The organism is Pseudomonas sp. LBUM1660 (assembly GCF_059695935.1).
In genome coordinates, this window is record NZ_CP166795.1 from 6,024,988 (window position 1) to 6,043,999 (window position 19,012).

The following is a 19,012-nucleotide window of genomic DNA, read 5'->3' on the forward strand; positions in this document are numbered from 1 at the left end:
GGCGCATCAGACGGCGAAGAGCAGGAATTCCCGCTCCCACGAACTGATGACGCGCTTGAAGTTTTCATGCTCGGCCCGCTTGACCGCGACGTAGCCAGTGATGAATTTCTTGCCCAGGTATTTCTCGACGGTCGCGCTGTTTTCCATGCGTTCCAGCGCGTCTTCGATGGTCAGTGGCAGGCGCAGGTTGCGGCGTTCATAGCCACGGCCCACCACCGGCGCACTCGGGTTCAAGCCTTCGACCATGCCGATGTAACCGCAGAGCAGGCTCGCGGCAATCGCCAGGTACGGGTTGGCGTCGGCGCCCGGCAGGCGGTTTTCCACCCGACGGTTTTGCGGCCCGGCATCCGGAACCCGCAGGCCCACAGTGCGGTTCTCTTCGCCCCACTCCACGTTCACCGGCGCCGAGGTGTCCGGCAGGAAGCGGCGGAACGAGTTGACGTTGGGTGCGAACAGCGGCAACAACTCGGGGATAAGCTTCTGCAAACCACCGATGTGGTGCAGGAACAATTGGCTCATGCTCCCGTCTTCATTGGAGAAAACGTTCTTGCCGGTTTCGATGTCGATGATGCTCTGGTGCAAGTGCATCGCACTGCCCGGCTCGCCGGTCATGGGCTTGGCCATGAAGGTGGCCGCCACGTCGTGCTTGAGCGCAGCTTCGCGCATAGTGCGTTTGAAGATCAGGATCTGGTCGGCCAGGGACAGGGCATCGCCGTGACGGAAGTTGATTTCCATCTGCGCCGTGCCGTCCTCGTGGATCAACGTGTCGAGGTCCAGTTCCTGCAATTCGCACCAGTCGTAGACGTCCTCGAACAGCGGATCGAATTCGTTTGCCGCCTCAATGGAGAACGACTGACGACCGATTTCCGGGCGCCCGGAACGGCCAATCGGCGGTTGCAGCGGGTAGTCAGGGTCGTCACTGCGTTTGGTCAGGTAAAACTCCATTTCCGGCGCCACGATCGGCTGCCAGCCTTTGTCGGCATAGAGTTTCAGGACCTTTTTAAGCACATTGCGCGGCGACAGCTCGATCGGGTTGCCCTGCTTGTCGTAAGTGTCGTGGATCACCTGGGCGGTCGGCTCAATGGACCAAGGCACCAGGTAAACCGCGTTCTGGTCGGGGCGGCAGATCATGTCGATGTCGGCCGGGTCAAGCAGTTCGTAATAGATGTCGTCTTCGACATAGTCGCCGGTCACGGTCTGCAACAGAACGCTCTCGGGCAGGCGCATGCCTTTTTCGGCAATGAACTTGTTGGTCGGCGAAATCTTACCCCGGGTGATCCCGGTCAAGTCGGCGATCATGCATTCGACTTCTGTGATCTTGTGGTCTTTCAACCAATCGGTGAGCTGGTCGAGGTTGTTACTCATAAATGCCTCTTAGGCTGAGTTTCCTGACTCTAATAAGTCAGGCGTTGTTTGACGCATGGGCGTCGCGTGATACAGATTGCCACTGCAATAGCCGCGCACAACTACCCACTCGGGTAATGGCGTGGGACAGCGATAGCGTAGTTGCGCGTGCAGAATCATGAGCAGAAGCCGACGCATTGGTCGGGCCGACTGGATAAAACGGTTCTATATTGGAAAGAGAGCCAGTAAAGAGAATGTCGTGCAGACCGTCCAGAATATCGGACGGCGCCAGCAGGTTCGCCGGGGAAGAAAGAGTCGGCGGCACGCCTGTGGCAACGCTTGCCTTGGCGTGGACGCAACGATCGCCACTGATGTGATAAGCATGCAGACCGATCTGCCTTGAGCAGATGGCGACGCCGATTAACGGCAGGCGAGACATGAAGCACCCCGGTATTATTGCTGTTATGGGTTTGAATCGAGCTTAGCCTTGTTCATTTTTTTACACAACACCCCCGTAAAAAATACAACACGGTCCGCTCAAGCTCGCGGGCGCCAAAGCGCTCAAAGGCATAAAAACGCCCCAAACTGCCTCAAAAAAGCCCTGCGAGCGCTTTTTTAGGGCAAAAAAGGCCTCGCTTGACTTCGGCATGCCGTTCGGGTTGACTGAAACCCGAAGAGATCAATGATTGATATTTTTAACAACAAAGGTGTTGCATCATGTCGGTACCCCCGCGTGCCGTTCAGCTTAACGAAGCGAACGCGTTCCTTAAGGAACATCCTGAGGTTCTGTACGTTGACCTTCTGATTGCGGATATGAATGGTGTGGTGCGCGGCAAGCGCATTGAACGCACCAGCCTCCACAAGGTTTACGAGAAAGGCATCAACCTGCCGGCCTCTCTATTTGCTCTGGATATCAATGGCTCGACGGTGGAAAGCACCGGCCTGGGTCTGGACATCGGCGATGCTGACCGAATCTGCTATCCAATCCCTGACACCCTGTGCAATGAACCCTGGCAGAAGCGCCCTACCGCGCAACTGTTGATGACCATGCACGAACTCGAAGGCCAGCCGTTCTTTGCCGACCCGCGAGAAGTGCTGGCCAATGTGGTTCGCAAGTTCGACGAGATGGGCCTGACCATCTGCGCCGCGTTCGAACTGGAGTTCTACCTGATCGACCAGGAGAACGTGAACGGTCGTCCGCAACCGCCGCGCTCGCCGGTGTCCGGCAAACGCCCGCATTCGACTCAGGTGTACCTGATCGACGACCTCGACGAATACGTCGACTGCCTCCAGGACATTCTGGAAGGTGCGAAAGAGCAAGGCATCCCTGCCGACGCGATCGTCAAGGAAAGTGCCCCGGCGCAGTTCGAAGTGAACCTGCACCACGTAGCCGACCCGATCAAGGCTTGCGACTACGCAGTCCTGCTCAAGCGTCTGATCAAGAACATCGCCTACGACCATGAGATGGATACCACCTTCATGGCCAAGCCTTACCCGGGCCAGGCGGGCAACGGTCTGCACGTACACATTTCGATTCTTGATAAAGATGGCAAAAACATTTTTGCCAGCGAGGATCCCGAGCAGAACGCCGCACTGCGTCACGCGATCGGCGGTGTGCTCGAGACCCTACCGGCGCAGATGGCTTTCCTCTGCCCGAACGTCAACTCCTACCGTCGTTTCGGCGCACAGTTCTACGTGCCGAACTCGCCGTGCTGGGGCCTGGACAACCGTACCGTAGCGATCCGCGTTCCAACCGGTGCCGCAGATGCCGTGCGCATCGAACACCGTGTGGCCGGTGCCGACGCCAACCCGTACCTGCTGATGGCTTCGGTCCTGGCAGGCGTGCACCACGGTTTGACCAACAAGATCGAGCCCGGCGCACCCGTGGAAGGCAACTCCTACGAGCAGAACGAGCAGAGCCTGCCGAACAACCTGCGTGATGCATTGCGCGAGCTGGACGACAGCGAAGTCATGGCCAAGTACATCGATCCGAAATACATCGATATCTTTGTGGCTTGTAAGGAAAGCGAGCTGGAGGAGTTTGAACACTCCATCTCTGACCTTGAGTACAACTGGTACCTGCATACCGTGTAAGCGGTTGCAGTAAAAAGCAAACGCCGCAGGCTTCAGAGCCTGCGGCGTTTTTTTATGGCTGAACACTCACTTGGTGGCGAGGGGATTTATCGTCGCTGTATGGATCTGCGTACAATGCCCGCTGCCCCGCAGGAGACTCCAATGACGCGCACCGCCACCATTCGCAAACCCCGCGCCCGCAGCCAGGCCCGGATCGATTCGATACTCGATGCCGCCCGCACGCTGCTGGCGGCCGAAGGTGTGGCCAGCCTGTCGATCTACAGCGTCGCCGAACGCGCGGAGATCCCGCCCTCTTCCGTCTACCATTTCTTCGCCAGCGTCCCGGCCCTGCTCGAAGCCTTGACGGCCGACGTCCACGCCGCGTTCCGCGCCTGCCTGCAAGCGCCCATCGATCATCACGCCCTCAACGGCTGGCGCGACCTGTCGCGAATCGTGGAGCAGCGCATGCTCGACATCTATGGCGAAGACGCCGCCGCCCGGCAACTGATCCTCGCCCAGCACGGTCTGACCGAAGTTACCCAGGCTGACCGACAGCACGACATCGAACTCGGTGACCTGATGCACAAGCTGTTCGATCATCACTTCGAACTGCCAAGGCTGCCCAAGGATGTCGACGTGTTTGCGTTGGCCATGGAGCTCGGTGACCGCGTCTATGCGCGCTCGGTGCAGCAGCATGGGCAGATCACCCCGCGCATGGCCGAGGAAGGGATGCGGGTGTTTGATGCGTATCTGGGACTGTATTTGCCGCCGTACTTGCCAAAGCGCGCCATTTCCGCCTGATCTCTGTGGCGGCGGCGATGGCCGCACCGCCGAATTCATTGACTCACATGCATAAAAAACCCCGAAGGGTTCACACCCTCCGGGGTTGCTCAAAGTGCACGCCCTTACAGCTTGGCGATCGACACCTCGGTGGATTTCACAAACGCGATCACTTCGCTGCCGACCACCAGTTCCAGTTCTTTCACTGAACGCGTGGTGATCACGGAAGTAACGATGCCGGAGGCGGTCTGTACGTCGATTTCCGACAGTACGTCGCCCAATACAATTTCCTTGATCGAGCCTTTGAACTGGTTACGAACGTTGATGGCTTTGATAGTCATGATGTTGATTCCTGTCATTGGATAAGGCGGGTTATTGCGCCCAACGCAGTTGCGTAGGCAAGGGTGAAACAGGTTCCGGTTCCGGCGGTTCGCCGGGCAGCGCCAGCACGCGATTGAGGACTTCGGTTTCCAGCGCCGCCAGCCGATGGGAGCCACGGACCCGAGGGCGCGGCAGCTCAACGTGCAGGTCGAGGCCGACTTCGCCCTCTTCGATCAGGATCACCCGATCGGCAATCGCCACCGCTTCGCTGACGTCGTGAGTCACCAGCAACACGGTGAAGCCGTGCTTCTGCCAGAGCCGTTCGATCAGTTGCTGCATTTCGATTCGGGTCAGGGCATCCAGCGCGCCCAAGGGTTCGTCGAGCAGCAGCAAGCGCGGTTGATGAATCAGCGCACGGGCCAGGGCCACGCGTTGCTTCTGGCCACCGGACAATGCGGCGGGCCACTCATTGGCGCGATCCGCCAGGCCGACCGATTCCAAGGCTTCCAGCGCTTGAGGCCGCCAGTTGCCCTTGAGCCCGAGGCCGACGTTGTCGATGACCTTCTTCCACGGCAGCAAACGCGCTTCCTGGAACATCAGTCGGGTGTCTTCCCGCGCATCGCTCAGCGGCGCGGAGCCTGCGAGCAATTCACCACCGGTGGGTTTGTCGAGACCGGCGAGCAAGCGCAGCAAGGTACTTTTGCCACAACCGCTACGACCGACCACGGCAACAAACTGACCCGCCGGGATGTGCAGATCGATCTCACGCAGCACTTGCCGCGAGCCAAAGGTTTTTTGCAGTTTGCGCACCACCAGCGGAATCCCGCGCAGCAGGCGTGGAGGTTGTTGAGCCGTCATGCCGCACCTCCTTTAACAACCTGATAGGCCGGGTGCCAGCGCAACCACACGCGTTCAAGTCCACGGGCCGCGAGGTCGGCAAGCTTGCCCAGTACGGCGTACATCAGGATCGCCAGCACCACCACGTCTGTCTGCAAAAACTCCCGGGCATTCATGGCCAGGTAGCCGATGCCGGAGCTGGCGGAAATGGTTTCCGCGACGATCAGCGTCAACCACATGAAGCCCAGTGCGAAGCGCACCCCCACCAGAATCGAAGGCAGCGCACCCGGCAGAATCACCTGGCGAAACAGGCTGAAACCGGACAAGCCATAACTGCGCGACATTTCCACCAACGCCGGATCGACGTTGCGGATGCCGTGATAAGTGTTGAGGTAGATCGGAAACAATGTGCCCAACGCCACCAGAAAAATCTTCGCCGACTCGTCGATGCCGAACCACAGGATCACCAACGGAATCAGCGCCAGGTGCGGCACGTTGCGGATCATCTGCACCGAACTGTCGAGCAGGCGCTCGCCCCACTTCGACAGACCGGTGATGAAACCCAAGGCCAGACCGATGCCGCCGCCAATGGTGAAGCCCAAGGCTGCACGCCAGCCGCTGATCGCCAGGTGCGTCCAGATTTCACCGCTGCGCACCAGGCTCACGCCGGCCTCGATCACGGCGATCGGCGCCGGCAGAATCCGTGTCGACAACCAGCCCGCCGACACCGACAACTGCCACACCGCCAGCAGCAACACCGGCAACGCCCAAGGCGCGAGGTTATGGATAATTCTCTTCATGGCGCGCCTCAGCTCTGGGACGCGGCTTTGGGAAGAATGTCGTTGGCGACCATCTCACCGAACGGGCTGACGTAATTGGCGCCCTGGGGCAGCTCCGGACGTTCGATGTCGAGGTGCGGGAACAACAATTCCGCAACTCGGTACGACTCTTCCAGGTGTGGATAACCGGAGAAGATGAAGGTATCGATGCCCAGGTCCGCGTATTCCTTCACGCGGGCAGCCACGGTCGGTCCGTCGCCCACCAACGCCGTACCGGCACCGCCACGCACCAGGCCGACACCGGCCCACAGGTTGGGGCTGACTTCGAGGTTGTCGCGGCTTCCGCCGTGCAGCGCGGCCATGCGTTGCTGGCCGACCGAATCGAAGCGCGCCAGCGAAGCCTGGGCACGGGCGATGGTTTCGTCGTCCAGATGAGAGATCAGCCGATCCGCCGCTTGCCAGGCTTCGGCGGTGGTTTCGCGGACGATCACATGCAATCGAATGCCGAAACGCACAGTGCGACCGAGCTTCGCGGCTTTGGCGCGCACTTGTTCAATTTTCTCGGCAACGGCTGCCGGTGGTTCGCCCCAGGTCAGGACCATTTCCACCTGCTCGGCCGCGAGGTCTTGCGCCGCTTCCGACGAGCCCCCGAAGTACAGCGGCGGACGCGGTTGCTGGATCGGTGGATAGAGCAACTTGGCGCCTTTCACGCTGATGTGCTGGCCGTCGTAATCAACGGTTTCGCCCTCCAGCACGCGACGCCAGATGCGGGTGAATTCCACCGAGGCTTGATAGCGCTCTTCGTGGCTGAGGAACAAACCGTCGCCGGCCAATTCTTCTGGATCACCGCCGGTCACCAGATTGAACAGCGCACGGCCGCCGGATAAGCGATCCAGGGTCGCTGCCTGACGCGCGGCCACCGTCGGGGAAATGATCCCGGGGCGCAGCGCGACTAGGAACTTCAAGCGCTGGGTCACCGGGATCAGCGACGCCGCCACCAGCCACGAGTCTTCGCAGGAGCGACCGGTGGGAATCAACACCCCGCCGAAGCCCAGGCGATCCGCCGCTTGGGCGATTTGTTGCAGGTATCCGTGGTCGACGGCGCGGGCGCCTTCGGCGGTGCCAAGGTAATGGCCGTCGCCGTGGGTAGGCAGGAACCAGAAAATATTGAGGCTCATGGAGTGGTCTCCTTGGGGAATCGGATTACTGCGCTTTGGCAACGGCGGCCGGTGGCGTCCAGATCACGTCTTTGATGCTCAACTGTTTCGGAATCAGCTTGAGCTGGTAGAAGCTGTCGGCGATTTTCTGTTGGGCGGCGACCACTTCAGGCGTGAGGAACAGGGCGCCGTAGCCCTGGCGTTTCACCGAAGTCAGGGTGATGTCCGCCGGCAGGCCGAGCAGTGGCGAAACCTGCTTGGTCACGTCTTCGGGATTGGCTTTGGACCACTCGCCGACAGCGCGCACTTCTTCCACGAGGGTCTTGATCACCTCAGGATTCTTCTGCGCATATGGCTTGGTCGCGAGGTAGAACTGGTGGTTGTCGACGATGCCCTGACCATCGCGCAGGGTGCGCGCTTGCAGTTGCTGTTCGGCGGCAGCCTGGTACGGGTCCCAGATCACCCACGCATCGACGCTGCCACGTTCGAACGCAGCGCGGGCATCGGCCGGCGGCAGGAATACTGTCTGGATGTCAGTGTATTTGAGGCCGGCGTCTTCCAGTGCGCGGACCAGCAAGTAATGGACGTTGGAGCCTTTGTTCAGTACGACTTTCTTGCCCTTGAGGTCCTGCACCGATTTGATCGGCGAGTCCTTCGGCACCAGGATCGCTTCGCTGTGAGGCGCGGGCGGTTCGTAGGCGACGTAGAGCAAATCGGCGCCGGCCGCTTGAGCGAATACCGGCGGGGTTTCGCCGGTGACGCCGAAGTCGATCGAGCCGACGTTCAAGCCTTCGAGCAGCTGCGGGCCGCCGGGGAACTCAGTCCATTGCACGTCCACGCCTTGGGCGGCGAGGCGTTTTTCGAGGGTGCCTTTGGCTTTGAGCAGCACCAAAGTGCCGTACTTCTGATAACCGATCCGAAGCGTCTCGGCCTGAGCTTGAGTAATGGCGCCGAAGGTGACAGCCGCTGCAAACAGAGCGACCAGACCACGACGCAAAATGACAGTGCGCATGGCGCTCTCCTTTTTGCAGTTGGGTTTTGGCTGCACCTGCTTGGCCGTTGGCGGCTGAGTAAGGTGGAGTGAAGCAAATTCGGGTGAGACTTAAATGCTCCAGCGAGCACTCAACAAACGTTCGTTCAACAGGTTCGGATCGAGCGGCTTCGGCCGTCGGGCCATGGCGCTGAAAAACAATTCCAGCGATTCAGTCAGTCGTTGTTCCAGCTCTGGCGCCAACTGCGCCTGGACGCTGCCTTCGCCGTAAGCGATCTGGCTGTCCACGGCAAAAATCCCGTGGAGCATTTCCTGGGCTTTGAGCGCCGACAGCACAGGCTTGAGCGCGTAATCCACCGCCAGCATGTGGGCGATACTGCCGCCGGTAGCCATGGGCAAAACCACTTTGTGGTCCAACGCACGCTCGGGCAGCAGGTCCAGCACGGTTTTCAGTGCGCCGGAGAACGACGCCTTGTAGACCGGGGTGGCGATCAACAGGCCGTCGGCATTTTCAATCTGTTGCAGCAGGTCGATCACCTTCGGGCTGTCGAAGCGTGCATGCAGCAAGTCTTCGGCCGGAAAGTCCCGCACCTGGTAACTCACCACTTCCACACCTTGCTCCTGCAACCAGCGTTGGGAGCGCTCCAGCAGCACCCCGGAACGGGAGCGTTGGCTGGGACTGCCACCGAGTGAGACGACCAGCATTCAGGCGATTCCTTGAACGGTGTTGGCGATTCGCGGATTGCGATCTCGCTGTGATGGAGGTGACCTTAACAGGCGATTGTTATATCCATAAATCATATTTATTCATTTGGTTATGCATTTTGGAGATATAAGAAAACGCTTCTTACGGGCGAAAAAAAAGGCCGTCGAAACGGCCTGAAATCCCCTGCTTTATGGAATTTGCATCGCTCTCCTGTAGGAGCGAGGCTTGCCCGCGAAGGCGACGTCACAGCCACTATCATTGTTGGATGTGATGGCCTCTTCGCGGGCAAGCCTCGCTCCTACAGGGAACAGTTTTTACTCAACGGTTGGGTTGCGGCGTCAGGCGCAGGTACGGTTTCACCGCGCGATAACCCTTGGGAAAGCGCTTCTTGATTTCGTCTTCATCCTTGAGCGACGGCACGATCACCACTTCATCGCCGTCCTGCCAGTTGGCCGGGGTGGCCACCTTGTAGTTGTCGGTGAGTTGCAGCGAGTCGATCACTCGCAGGATCTCATGGAAATTACGCCCGGTGCTCGCCGGGTACGTGATGGTCAGCCTGACCTTTTTGTTCGGGTCGATCACAAACAGCGAGCGCACGGTCAGCGTGTCATTGGCGTTCGGGTGGATCAGGTCATAGAGGTCCGAGACCTTGCGGTCCGCGTCGGCCAGGATCGGGAAGTTGACGAGGGTGTTCTGGGTTTCATTGATGTCCTCGATCCACTTGTGGTGCGAGTCCACCGGGTCCACGGACAGGGCGATGGCTTTCACACCGCGACGGGCGAATTCATCCTTCAGCTTTGCGGTGAAGCCCAGTTCGGTGGTGCACACCGGCGTGAAGTCTGCCGGATGGGAAAACAGCACGCCCCAGCTATCGCCCAGCCATTCGTGGAAACGGAGGGTGCCGGCGCTGGAATCCTGTTCGAAGTCGGGGGCGATATCGCCCAGTCTGAGGCTCATGGTGCTGCTCCTGGTGAGTGCTTGTCGGGCTCAACTGTGCCTGTGTTCCTTATGGTTTAAAAAGAATAAATATCGATTTATTTAGATCATAAGTAAATATTAAATATCTATTCACTGGACCTACGCGAGCATCAGGACGAACATCGCCCACAAGGTTCGAGAAGGCCTTGAGTTGTTGCACAGAGGGAGTTTTCACGGCGGGATTACGGGGGTGACCCCGCCTTGAAAACGCAAAAGCCCCGCCCGGCGAGATGCCGGGCGGGGCTTTTTTTCAGCGGTTACGCGAGCGCTATTACAACAGCGGGATCGAGTAGCTGAGGATCAGGCGGTTTTCGTCCTGGGAGCGAACGCCCGGGATGTTGGTGCGCCACGTAGCGTTTTTCCACATGAAACCAACGTTTTTCAACGGGCCTTCCGGTACGACGTAACCGACAGTCAGGTCGCGCTCCCACTCGGAAGCGTTGTTGGCCACTTGTGCGCCACGGGTGCCAACGGTATCGATGTCATCACCACGCAGGTAAACCATGCCCGCGGTCAGGCCTGGAATGCCGACTTTGGCGAAGTCAAACGAGTAGCGTGCTTGCCAGGTGCGTTCGCCGGCACGGCCGAACTTCTGGATTTGCATGTCGGTGATGGTGTAGTTCGACGAACCGTCGCCCTGGTTCAGCCAAGGGAAGTCGCTGCTGCCGTTGCTAACCTGATAACCGCCACCGAAGGTGTGACCGGCAACGGTGTACAGGAACAGGCCGCTGTACAGATTGTTGTCGACCTTGCCTTTGCCGCTAGGCACGCCGCTGTAGTTACCATTGCTGAAGTAAGCAGCGGTGTTGGCGTTGGCGCCGTCGTCCGAGCTGTTGAAATAACGCAGGTCAGATTTCAGAACGCCCGGGCCGATAGCCCAGTTGTGAACCAGACCCAGGAAGTGCTGCTTGTAGAAATCTTCCAGGTTGCCGTAGTAGTACTGGGCAGTCAGGTCTTTGGTGATTTTGTAGTCACCACCGGCATAGATGAACTTGTTGCTGTTGGCGATACGAGGGTTTGCACCACCGATCGACAGTTGCTCGTTGTTGCTGGAGTTACGACCTTTCACGTGCTCGATCTGACCACCGACCAGAGTCAGGTCCTTGATCTCGCCGGAAGTGATCTGGCCACCCTGCCAGGTTTGTGGCAGCAGACGACCGTCGTTGGTGACGATTACCGGGTTTTTCGGCTGCAGAGTACCCAGCTTCAATTCAGTCTGGGAGATCTTGGCTTTGGCGGTCAGACCCAGGCTGGAGAAGTTATCAACCGCTTCACCGTTCGACTTGCTTGGGAACACAGTGCCGCCGTAAGCCGCGCCGTTTGCCGCACCATTGGTGCCGCCGCCCGAATCCAGACGTACGCCCAGCAGGCCGATAGCGTCAACGCCGAAGCCCACAGTGCCTTGGGTGTAACCGGAGATGAAACGCAGATCGAAGCCTTGGCCCCATTCTTCGTTTTTGTTCGCGCCCGGACCATCACGGTTATCGGTGTTGATGTAGAAGTTACGCAGCCCCAAAGTAGCTTTGCTGTCTTCGATGAAACCGGCGGCGCCTGCCTGCTGCGCCAAAACCCCTACGGCCACAGCCAGGGCCAAGGTGGACTTGTTCATTTGTTTCGCTCCTATCGTTTCTAATACTTGTGTTCCTGGCCCTGGGTCGAATGCCCTGGATCCTAAGACGCGCAATTTTTGCCGAACTCTCTAGCCCGGTCTTTTTGGCCGCGCAGGATACATCTTCATAAAGCCAAAAAGAATTTTGTAATCCTTTTTCATAGCGTTTCAGAATATGCCTGCGCAGCACAGATCCGAGGTATCGGCTACAAATTCGATTCCTGAACCTGTTCTTCTAACGGGTGATTTATTTTGCTTAACGCCGGGTCTTGTGATGAATACCGGACGGGACCTACTTTAGGCGCTCACAGAACAAACCAAAAAGAATAATAAATACTCATTAGTGATGTTTTTGGAATATGCACGGACAAAAAAAAGCCTTGCCAACCGGCAAGGCTTTTTCTGACGACGCTTGTTACATGAAGCTGTAGGTGTAGTTGAAGATCAGACGGGTCTGATCCTGATCAAGGGTGCTGGTGTTGCCGCGATACATACCGTGACGCAGCGTCGTGCCAAACCCTTTGAGCGGACCCGTTTGAATCACGTAATCCACACGCAGGTCGGTTTCCCGCTCGTTCAGGTCCTTACCCACACCGCTGGTGGCCTTGATGTCCTGGCCATACAAGTAAGCAGCCGAAGCTTTCAAGCCTGGCACACCCAACGAAGCGAAGTCATAGGAATACTGGCCGTACGAGGTATTTTCACCGGCACGGATAAAGCTGCCGACCGTGGCGTCGGTGAACGAGTAGAAGCTGGCGCCGCCAGCACCTTCGTTGCGCCCTCTGCCGTCAACCACGTTGCCCTGGTTCAGGAAAACGAAGCCGCCGTCATCGCTGACACGCTGATGCCCGAGCAGAAACGCGCTGCCACCCAGGGTATAGGTGAATGTGGCGCTCCAGGTCTTGTTATCGACCACGCCCCTTTCCTTGGCGTAGCCGCTGTTGTTGTTGAACTGGTAGCCGGCGTCGCCATTCTTGCCGTCGGAGCTGCTGTCGAAGTAACGAAGATCGGTCTTGAACGACTGGTTGGGAGCGATCGGGTAGACGTGCACCAGGCCGAGGAAGTTCTGCTTGTAGTAGTTTTCCAGATTCGCGTAGTAGTACTGCAGCGTCAGCTCTTTGGTGACCGCCCAGTCTGCACCGGCGTAGCGGAACTGGTTGCTGTCCTGAGTGCCACCCGCCACGGCCAGGCCAGTGCTGTTGGAGGATGCACGACCTGTCGCATGCTCCAACTGACCTACGTTAAAGGTGAAGTTGTCGATTTCCTTCGAGGTGATGGTGCCACCTTCAAAGGTCTGTGGCAGCACGCGGCTGTCGTTCGCAATCAGGATCGGCATGTTTGGTTGCAGAGCGCCACCGTAGTGGGCCTCTGTCTTCGAGAATCGTGCCTTGACGTTGCCCGCTGCACGGCTCCACGAACTCTCTGCCGAACCATCGGAGTCGCTAGGGCTGAAGGAGTTATTGTCCGGGTGATGGCCCTTGCCACCGTCCAGATGGATACCGACCATTGCCTGGGCGTCGATACCGAAACCTACGACACCTTGAGTGAAGCCCGACCGGTAATCGAACTTCAGACCCTCGGCAGCCTCTCGTTGCCGGTTAGCAGGAGTCTTAGGACCTTCACGGTTGTCAGCGTCGAAATAATAGGTACGCGAACTAACGGAAGCCTTGCTGTCTTCGATAAAACCCGCGGCGCCTGCCTGCTGCGCCAAAACCCCTACGGCCACGGCCAAGGCCAAGGTGGACTTGTTCATTGTTTAGCTCCTCTCGTTTCTAATTCTTGTGTTCCTGGCCCTGGGTCGAATGCCCGGGATCCTAAGATGCGCGATTAGCGCCAGACCGTGACCCACAAGTCAATCGTAACTATATGTGTCTACGACCATGGTCTAATCCCCGATTTTTTGGTCCATGCAGGGTCTTGCGTTCGTTACAAACCCAAAAAGAATTGGTCAGTTCTTTTTTCATACCTTTTAGGAATGAAGCTCATCTCCATTCCTCGTCCCGTGCCAGAGCGGTCGGCTCATAAGCTAATTCCTAAAAGGTATTTGTTTTATGTTTTTTAGATCGATTAGCTTTGAAGCAGTTCGGAAACCACCCCCTACCGAAAGGCGGCGCCATGACAACAAAACGCGCACTATCCAGACCAATTGTTACAGTTTGTGTATCGCTATTATTTTCACTCAGCGCTCAGGCGACGAACCTCACCGTCGGTTATCAAACCGGCATCGACCCCAGCAAAGTCCCTCAGGCCGACGGCGTTTACGAAAAGACCATCGGCGAAAAAATCGACTGGCGTCGTTTCAACAGCGGACCGGAAGTGGTGACGGCGATTGCGTCCGGCGACGTGCAGATCGGCAACCTCGGCTCAAGCCCGCTGGCCGCGGCCGCCTCGCGCAATCTGCCGATTGTTGCTTTCATTGTTTCCGCGCAGATCAACGCCGCCGAAGCACTGGTGGTGCGTAACGGCAGCGGCATCGATAAACCGGAAGATTTGATCGGCAAGACGATCGCCACGCCGTTCGTTTCCACCTCCCACTACAGCCTGCTCGGCGCGCTCAAGCACTGGGGCCTGGACGCCTCGAAGGTCAAAGTGGTGAACCTGCAACCGGCGGAAATCGCTGCGGCCTGGAAGCGTGGAGACATTGATGGCGCGTTTGTCTGGTCGCCGGCGCTGGGGGAAATTCGCAAGACGGGCAAGACGTTGACCGACGCCGCACAAGTGGGTCAGTGGGGCGCACCGACGTTCGAGGTGTGGGTGGCGCGTAAGGATTTCGCCGAGAAGCATCCGGACGTTGTGGCGAAATTCGCCAGGGTCACCCTGGACTCGTTCGCCGACTATGCCGCGCATAAAGACAGCTGGACGGCTGACTCGGTGCCGGTGCAGAAAATCGCCAAATTGACCGGTGCTAACGCGGTGGATGTGCCGGAGTTACTGGCCGGCTCAACGTTCCCGGATGCCAAGGCCCAACAGACCACCGCGCTGCTGGACGGCGGCACGGCGAAGGCCATTGGCGAGACGGCGAAGTTCTTGAAGGAGCAAGGGAAGGTCGAGACGGTGTTGCCGGATTATTCAGCGTATGTCAGCGCGAAGTTCGTGCAGGAGTAACACACTACCCTGTAGGAGCGAGGCTTGCCCGCGAAGAGGCCATCACATCCAACACTCATGGTGGCTGTGACGACGCCTTCGCGGGCAAGCCTCGCGCCTACAGAGGATTTGGTTTAATGATCGTCCCACGCGGAGCGTGGGTGTCTAGTCCTGAAATAGGTTTACACCTGTTTCACCCCAACGCCCGATGCACCGCATCGGGCGTTTTGTATTTTAAGGACAGGTGCGGGCGTTCCTGGTTGTAGATCAGGATCGCTTCTCGCACCATTTGCTCCGCTTGCGCCAAGTCTGTCGGCCGGTGGAGTAATAGTTCTGTTTTCAAGATGCCGTTGACCCGCTCTGCCAAGGCGTTTTGGTAGCAGTCGTAGCCATCCGTCATCGAACACGTGATGCCATGCTTGGCGTGGAGCTTTTGATACAGCGCCGAGCAGTACTGGACTCCTCGATCCGAGTGATGGACCAGTTTCTGACGTGTTCGACGTGTCTTTAACGCCATGCGTAAGGCTTGGGCCACCGAGTCGGCATGCAGGCTGCCATGCACGTGATAACCGACAATTTTTCTTGAGAAGGCATCTGTGACCAGGCTCAGGTAGACCGGATCGTCACGCTGGGTGGACAGGTAAGTAATATCGGCCACCCAGACCTGTTCCGGACCGGTTGCAACGACTTGCTGCGGGCCTGGCTTTAGCAGATTGGGATGGCAGCGAAAGTGATGATGGCTGTCGGTCGTCTTGTGATACGCCCGTTTCCTGCGAACCAACTGCCGGTGCTCGCGCAGCACTTCAAACAAGCGATCCCGGCCAACATGCAACTCAGGTTTCTCATGCTCCGCGTGCATCAATGACTGGAGCTTGCGTGCGCCAATGCAGGGTTGGCGCACTCGGATTGCCTGCACAAACTTGATGAGTTTCTGATCTTGATCGACTCGCGCCCGATAGACGCGATCACGCTTGTAAAAGGCTTGGCGACTGATCCCCATAAACTGGCAAGCCCTGCTGACACTCAGGGTTTGGGTTTGCGCAACGACTTGCCGGGCCGCTTTTTTACAATGGATACGCCGTAGTCATTCTTCAGGACATCAACCACATCTTCAAAGAATTTGGCTTTCTGATTTGCTAGTGCCAGTTGCTCCTCAAGCTCTTTGATTCTCTGCTCGGGGGTCAAAGGCAAAGTTGGCTCGTCCATCGGTCGAGTCCTCTGCGTACGAATGGAGGCGCCTTGGCTCCAATCTTGTCGACCATGCTTGCGTAACCAGACCAACACCGTCGACCGACCTTGAATCCCATAACGCCGCTGAGCCTCTTTATAACTCAACTCGCCTTTTTCTACTTGGTCGACAACCGACAATTTAAAAGTCAGCGTGTAATCGCGCTGACTACGTTTTGCGCCCGTATCCATTGCACCTTCCTGATAAAAAGCCAGAAGGTGTAAACCTTATTCAGGACGAGACAGGGAAAGATCAAAAGCCTGCGGTTACAAGGCTTTTTCGAAGATCTTCGAATTACGCTGATAGTTGTACAGCGACGCTCGCGCTGACGGCAGGCGTTCGACGCTGCTCGGCACGAACCCACGCTCGCGAAACCAATGGGCAGTCCGGGTCGTCAGTACGAACAAGGTCTTCAACCCCTGAGCCCGGGCACGGGTTTCGATGCGCTCCAGCAGCTCATCACCACGACCGCCGTGGCGGTATTCCGGGTTGACCGCCAGACACGCCAACTCGCCAGCGTCCGAATCGGCAATCTGATACAACGCCGCACAAGCGATGATCATGCCTTCACGTTCAACCACGCTGAACTGCTCGATCTCGCGTTCCAGCACCTCGCGGGAACGACGCACCAGAATCCCCTGCTCTTCCAGCGGGCTGATCAGGTCCAGCAAACCACCGACGTCTTCGATGGCCGCTTCGCGCACGATCTCGAATTGCTCCTGGGCCACCAGCGTGCCGCCACCGTCACGGGTGAACAGTTCGGTCAGCAGCGCACCGTTTTCGGCGTAGCTGACGATATGGCTGCGAGCAACGCCGCCCCGGCAAGCTTCAGCCGCCGCATCCAGCAGCTCCGCCTGATAGTTGCTGCCCAGACGCTGCAAATGCGCCGGGACTTGTTGCGGACGCAGTTCACGCACCAGCCGACCGTTTTCATCGATCAAGCCGAGGTCAGCACCAAACAGCAGCAGTTTGTCCGCCCCCAGGTCGATGGCCGCGCGCGTGGCAACGTCTTCGCACGCGAGGTTGAAGATCTCACCGGTTGGCGAGTAGCCCAACGGCGACAGCAGCACGATGGAGCGCTCGTCCAGCAGACGATTGATGCCCTTGCGGTCGACCCGGCGCACTTCGCCGGTATGGTGATAGTCGACGCCTTCCAGCACGCCGATCGGCCGCGCCGTCACCAGATTGCCGCTGGCCACCCGCAGGCGCGAGCCCTGCATCGGCGACGAGGCCATGTCCATCGACAACCGCGCTTCGATGGCAATGCGCAACTGGCCGACCGCATCGATCACACACTCCAGGGTCGCCGCATCGGTGATGCGCATCCCGTGGTGGTAATGCGGGGTCAGGCCGCGAGCGGCGAGGCGGGTTTCGATTTGCGGACGGGAACCGTGAACCAGCACCAGCCGCACGCCCAGGCTGTGCAGCAGCACCAGGTCGTGGACGATGTTGCCGAAGTTCGGGTGCTCCACACCGTCGCCGGGCAGCATGACGACGAAGGTGCAATCACGGTGGGCATTGATGTAAGGCGAAGCGTGACGAAGCCAATTAACGTATTCGGGCATGAACCTGGGCCTGTAATAAATAGCAGCCAAAAAATGGGCGAAACTGAAAACGCACAGCGGGCTGATGGTTATCGTCGGAACAGGCTTGGCGACACGCGCGCTCTCCTCATGAATACGGGTTGGGGCATTGGCAATTTAACCGACATGTCTGTCATAGCACAGACCCTGTGGGAGCGGGCTTGCTCGCGAAGGCGGAGTGTCAGTCGCATCTGACATGTCTGACACACCGCTTTCGCGAGCAAGCCCGCTCCCACATGGATTGCGCTCGACAGATGATTGGCACCTAACCTTGAGCCGGTGTCAGGCAGTAATGTTCAATCAGTTGCCGTAATAGATGCACGGTAGGCTGCAAACGTGACATTTCGAGGTATTCCCCCGGTTGGTGAGCACAGGCGATATCGCCCGGGCCCAACACCAATGTTTCGCAGCCAAGACGCTGAAGATAAGGCGCTTCGGTGCCGAACGCCACTGCTTCGGCGCGATGGCCGGTCAGCTTTTCGGCGACCCGGACCAATTCGGCGTCCTCGGCCTGCTCGAACGGCGGCACTTCGGGGAACAGCGGCGCGTAATTGATCTTCACCTGATGGCGTTCGGCAATGGGATTGAGCCGCTGCAAAATGTCCGCGCGCAGGGCTTTGGGGTCCATGCCCGGCAACGGCCGCAAGTCGAACTCCAGTGAGCACTGGCCGCAGATGCGGTTGGGGTTGTCGCCGCCATGGATGCAGCCGAAGTTCATGGTCGGTGTCGGCACGCCGAATTGCGGATTGCGGAATTCACGCTGCCACAGCAGGCGCAGACCGCGCAGCTCGCCGATGGCATCGTGCATGGCTTCGAGGGCGCTGTGGCCCAGGCGCGGGTCCGAGGAATGGCCGCTCTGCCCGAGTATGTCGATGCGCTCCATCATGATGCCTTTGTGCATGCGGATCGGCTTGAGCCCGGTCGGCTCGCCAATCACTGCCGCACGCCCCAACGGACGTCCGGCTTCAGCCAGGGCACGAGCACCGGACATTGAGCTTTCTTCATCGCAAGTGGCGAGGATCAGCAGCGGCTGTTTGAACGACTGATCGAGCAGAGGTATCACCGCCTCGATGGCCAGGGCGAAAAAGCCTTTCATGTCGCAACTGCCCAAGCCCACCCAGCGGCCATCGACCTCGGTCAGTTTCAGCGGATCGGTCTGCCACAGCGCGCCATCGAACGGCACCGTATCGCTATGCCCGGCCAGCACCAAGCCACCGGGGCCGGAGCCGAAACTGGCGAGCAAGTTGAACTTGCCGGGGCTGACCTGCTGGATGTCGCAAGCAAAACCCAGGTCACCGAGCCACGTCGCCAACAAGTCGATGACCGGACGATTGGATTGATCAAGGCTGGGCTGGGTACAGCTGACCGACGGCGCGGCAATCAGCGCAGCGAACTGATCTTTCATGGACGGCAAAGGCATCGCTGACTCCAACTCGCGAATTGAAGTCCATCATAGAACCATCCGGCTTCAGGAATAAACCGCCGCGGCGCGTAGGACGAGTGAGTCCTGTACACTGCACGACCTTGGCAGCCACACATTCC

The 19,012-nt window shown here is 58.6% G+C and carries 16 protein-coding genes and 1 pseudogene; 3 read left to right on the top strand and 14 right to left on the bottom strand.

Translation table 11 applies throughout. The features are described 5' to 3' along the window. Positions 1–6: 6 nt before the first annotated feature. Both ACA068_RS28025 and ACA068_RS28030 read right to left on the bottom strand, forming a co-directional pair. Positions 7–1,365, bottom strand: a complete 1,359-nt coding sequence (locus ACA068_RS28025; RefSeq protein WP_497306236.1) for a glutamine synthetase family protein — start codon at positions 1,363–1,365, stop codon at positions 7–9. 103 nt (positions 1,366–1,468) lie between these two features. Continuing rightward, positions 1,469–1,783: pseudogene (locus ACA068_RS28030) on the bottom strand (gamma-glutamyl-gamma-aminobutyrate hydrolase family protein); the annotation flags it as partial. Between the two features lie 278 nt (positions 1,784–2,061). On the opposite strand from ACA068_RS28030, the gene ACA068_RS28035 reads away from it, so the two are divergent. Continuing rightward, positions 2,062–3,438, top strand: a complete 1,377-nt coding sequence (locus ACA068_RS28035; RefSeq protein ID WP_090178366.1) for a glutamine synthetase family protein — start codon at positions 2,062–2,064, stop codon at positions 3,436–3,438. Between the two features lie 141 nt (positions 3,439–3,579). Then, positions 3,580–4,218: a TetR/AcrR family transcriptional regulator gene (locus ACA068_RS28040; protein ID WP_497306237.1), complete on the top strand. Its 639-nt coding sequence runs from the start codon at positions 3,580–3,582 to the stop codon at positions 4,216–4,218. Positions 4,219–4,322: 104 nt separating this feature from the next. On the opposite strand, the gene ACA068_RS28045 is transcribed toward ACA068_RS28040, so the two are convergent. From ACA068_RS28045 to ACA068_RS28085, 9 genes are all read right to left on the bottom strand, one after another. Then, a complete protein-coding gene (locus tag ACA068_RS28045) occupies positions 4,323–4,538 on the bottom strand; it encodes a TOBE domain-containing protein (protein ID WP_003229256.1) in 216 nt (71 codons plus the stop codon). Positions 4,539–4,569: 31 nt separating this feature from the next. Further along, positions 4,570–5,376, bottom strand: coding sequence for an aliphatic sulfonates ABC transporter ATP-binding protein (gene ssuB, locus ACA068_RS28050; RefSeq protein WP_253433467.1), 807 nt, complete (start codon positions 5,374–5,376; stop codon positions 4,570–4,572). Further along, complete coding sequence (gene ssuC, locus ACA068_RS28055; RefSeq protein ID WP_497306239.1) at positions 5,373–6,155, bottom strand: aliphatic sulfonate ABC transporter permease SsuC; 783 nt, start codon at positions 6,153–6,155, stop codon at positions 5,373–5,375. The genes ssuB and ssuC overlap by 4 nt, the downstream gene beginning before the upstream one ends. Before the next feature lie 8 nt (positions 6,156–6,163). Then, complete coding sequence (gene ssuD / locus ACA068_RS28060; protein WP_497306241.1) at positions 6,164–7,312, bottom strand: FMNH2-dependent alkanesulfonate monooxygenase; 1,149 nt, start codon at positions 7,310–7,312, stop codon at positions 6,164–6,166. Between the two features lie 25 nt (positions 7,313–7,337). Then, positions 7,338–8,303, bottom strand: a complete 966-nt coding sequence (locus tag ACA068_RS28065; RefSeq protein ID WP_497306242.1) for a sulfonate ABC transporter substrate-binding protein — start codon at positions 8,301–8,303, stop codon at positions 7,338–7,340. Positions 8,304–8,393: 90 nt separating this feature from the next. After that, positions 8,394–8,987, bottom strand: coding sequence for an NADPH-dependent FMN reductase (gene ssuE / locus ACA068_RS28070; protein WP_497306244.1), 594 nt, complete (start codon positions 8,985–8,987; stop codon positions 8,394–8,396). Positions 8,988–9,306: 319 nt separating this feature from the next. Then, positions 9,307–9,945, bottom strand: a complete 639-nt coding sequence (locus ACA068_RS28075; protein WP_282479586.1) for a peroxiredoxin — start codon at positions 9,943–9,945, stop codon at positions 9,307–9,309. Between the two features lie 292 nt (positions 9,946–10,237). Continuing rightward, on the bottom strand, positions 10,238–11,575 hold the full coding sequence (locus ACA068_RS28080) for an OprD family porin (protein WP_497306245.1): 1,338 nt from the start codon (positions 11,573–11,575) through the stop codon (positions 10,238–10,240). Between the two features lie 415 nt (positions 11,576–11,990). Further along, positions 11,991–13,328 (bottom strand): OprD family outer membrane porin, encoded by a 1,338-nt coding sequence (locus ACA068_RS28085; protein WP_497306247.1) that lies wholly within the window; start codon positions 13,326–13,328, stop codon positions 11,991–11,993. A gap of 362 nt (positions 13,329–13,690) precedes the next feature. Between ACA068_RS28085 and tauA the strand changes: the two genes are divergently transcribed. Continuing rightward, positions 13,691–14,680: a taurine ABC transporter substrate-binding protein gene (gene tauA / locus ACA068_RS28090; protein WP_497306249.1), complete on the top strand. Its 990-nt coding sequence runs from the start codon at positions 13,691–13,693 to the stop codon at positions 14,678–14,680. A 172-nt stretch (positions 14,681–14,852) separates the two neighbouring features. Here the strand turns inward: tauA and ACA068_RS28095 are convergent. The 3 genes from ACA068_RS28095 to argE all read right to left on the bottom strand — a co-directional run bounded on the left by ACA068_RS28095 (position 14,853) and on the right by argE (position 18,890). Continuing rightward, positions 14,853–16,078 (bottom strand): IS3 family transposase gene (locus ACA068_RS28095; protein ID WP_497303223.1). Its coding sequence is split into 2 segments (ribosomal slippage): positions 14,853–15,727 and positions 15,727–16,078, totalling 1,227 coding nucleotides; the frame shifts between segments, so codons are not numbered across the junction. 75 nt (positions 16,079–16,153) lie between these two features. Then, positions 16,154–17,452, bottom strand: a complete 1,299-nt coding sequence (gene argA / locus ACA068_RS28100) for an amino-acid N-acetyltransferase (protein ID WP_010466657.1) — start codon at positions 17,450–17,452, stop codon at positions 16,154–16,156. A 283-nt stretch (positions 17,453–17,735) separates the two neighbouring features. Then, the gene (gene argE, locus ACA068_RS28105) at positions 17,736–18,890 is read right to left on the bottom strand and encodes an acetylornithine deacetylase (RefSeq protein ID WP_497306251.1); all 1,155 of its coding nucleotides are present in this window, start codon (positions 18,888–18,890) and stop codon (positions 17,736–17,738) included. Between the last annotated feature and the right edge of the window lie 122 nt (positions 18,891–19,012).

What these genes read in the sequence shown, in the direction of transcription:
- ACA068_RS28025 (WP_497306236.1), bottom strand. Translation starts at nt 1,365, where the DNA reads ATGAGTAACAACCTCGACCAGCTCACCGATTGGTTGAAAGACCACAAG.
- ACA068_RS28035 (WP_090178366.1), top strand. Translation starts at nt 2,062, where the DNA reads ATGTCGGTACCCCCGCGTGCCGTTCAGCTTAACGAAGCGAACGCGTTC.
- ACA068_RS28040 (WP_497306237.1), top strand. Translation starts at nt 3,580, where the DNA reads ATGACGCGCACCGCCACCATTCGCAAACCCCGCGCCCGCAGCCAGGCC.
- ACA068_RS28045 (WP_003229256.1), bottom strand. Translation starts at nt 4,538, where the DNA reads ATGACTATCAAAGCCATCAACGTTCGTAACCAGTTCAAAGGCTCGATC.
- ssuB (WP_253433467.1), bottom strand. Translation starts at nt 5,376, where the DNA reads ATGACGGCTCAACAACCTCCACGCCTGCTGCGCGGGATTCCGCTGGTG.
- ssuC (WP_497306239.1), bottom strand. Translation starts at nt 6,155, where the DNA reads ATGAAGAGAATTATCCATAACCTCGCGCCTTGGGCGTTGCCGGTGTTG.
- ssuD (WP_497306241.1), bottom strand. Translation starts at nt 7,312, where the DNA reads ATGAGCCTCAATATTTTCTGGTTCCTGCCTACCCACGGCGACGGCCAT.
- ACA068_RS28065 (WP_497306242.1), bottom strand. Translation starts at nt 8,303, where the DNA reads ATGCGCACTGTCATTTTGCGTCGTGGTCTGGTCGCTCTGTTTGCAGCG.
- ssuE (WP_497306244.1), bottom strand. Translation starts at nt 8,987, where the DNA reads ATGCTGGTCGTCTCACTCGGTGGCAGTCCCAGCCAACGCTCCCGTTCC.
- ACA068_RS28075 (WP_282479586.1), bottom strand. Translation starts at nt 9,945, where the DNA reads ATGAGCCTCAGACTGGGCGATATCGCCCCCGACTTCGAACAGGATTCC.
- ACA068_RS28080 (WP_497306245.1), bottom strand. Translation starts at nt 11,575, where the DNA reads ATGAACAAGTCCACCTTGGCCCTGGCTGTGGCCGTAGGGGTTTTGGCG.
- ACA068_RS28085 (WP_497306247.1), bottom strand. Translation starts at nt 13,328, where the DNA reads ATGAACAAGTCCACCTTGGCCTTGGCCGTGGCCGTAGGGGTTTTGGCG.
- tauA (WP_497306249.1), top strand. Translation starts at nt 13,691, where the DNA reads ATGACAACAAAACGCGCACTATCCAGACCAATTGTTACAGTTTGTGTA.
- argA (WP_010466657.1), bottom strand. Translation starts at nt 17,452, where the DNA reads ATGCCCGAATACGTTAATTGGCTTCGTCACGCTTCGCCTTACATCAAT.
- argE (WP_497306251.1), bottom strand. Translation starts at nt 18,890, where the DNA reads ATGCCTTTGCCGTCCATGAAAGATCAGTTCGCTGCGCTGATTGCCGCG.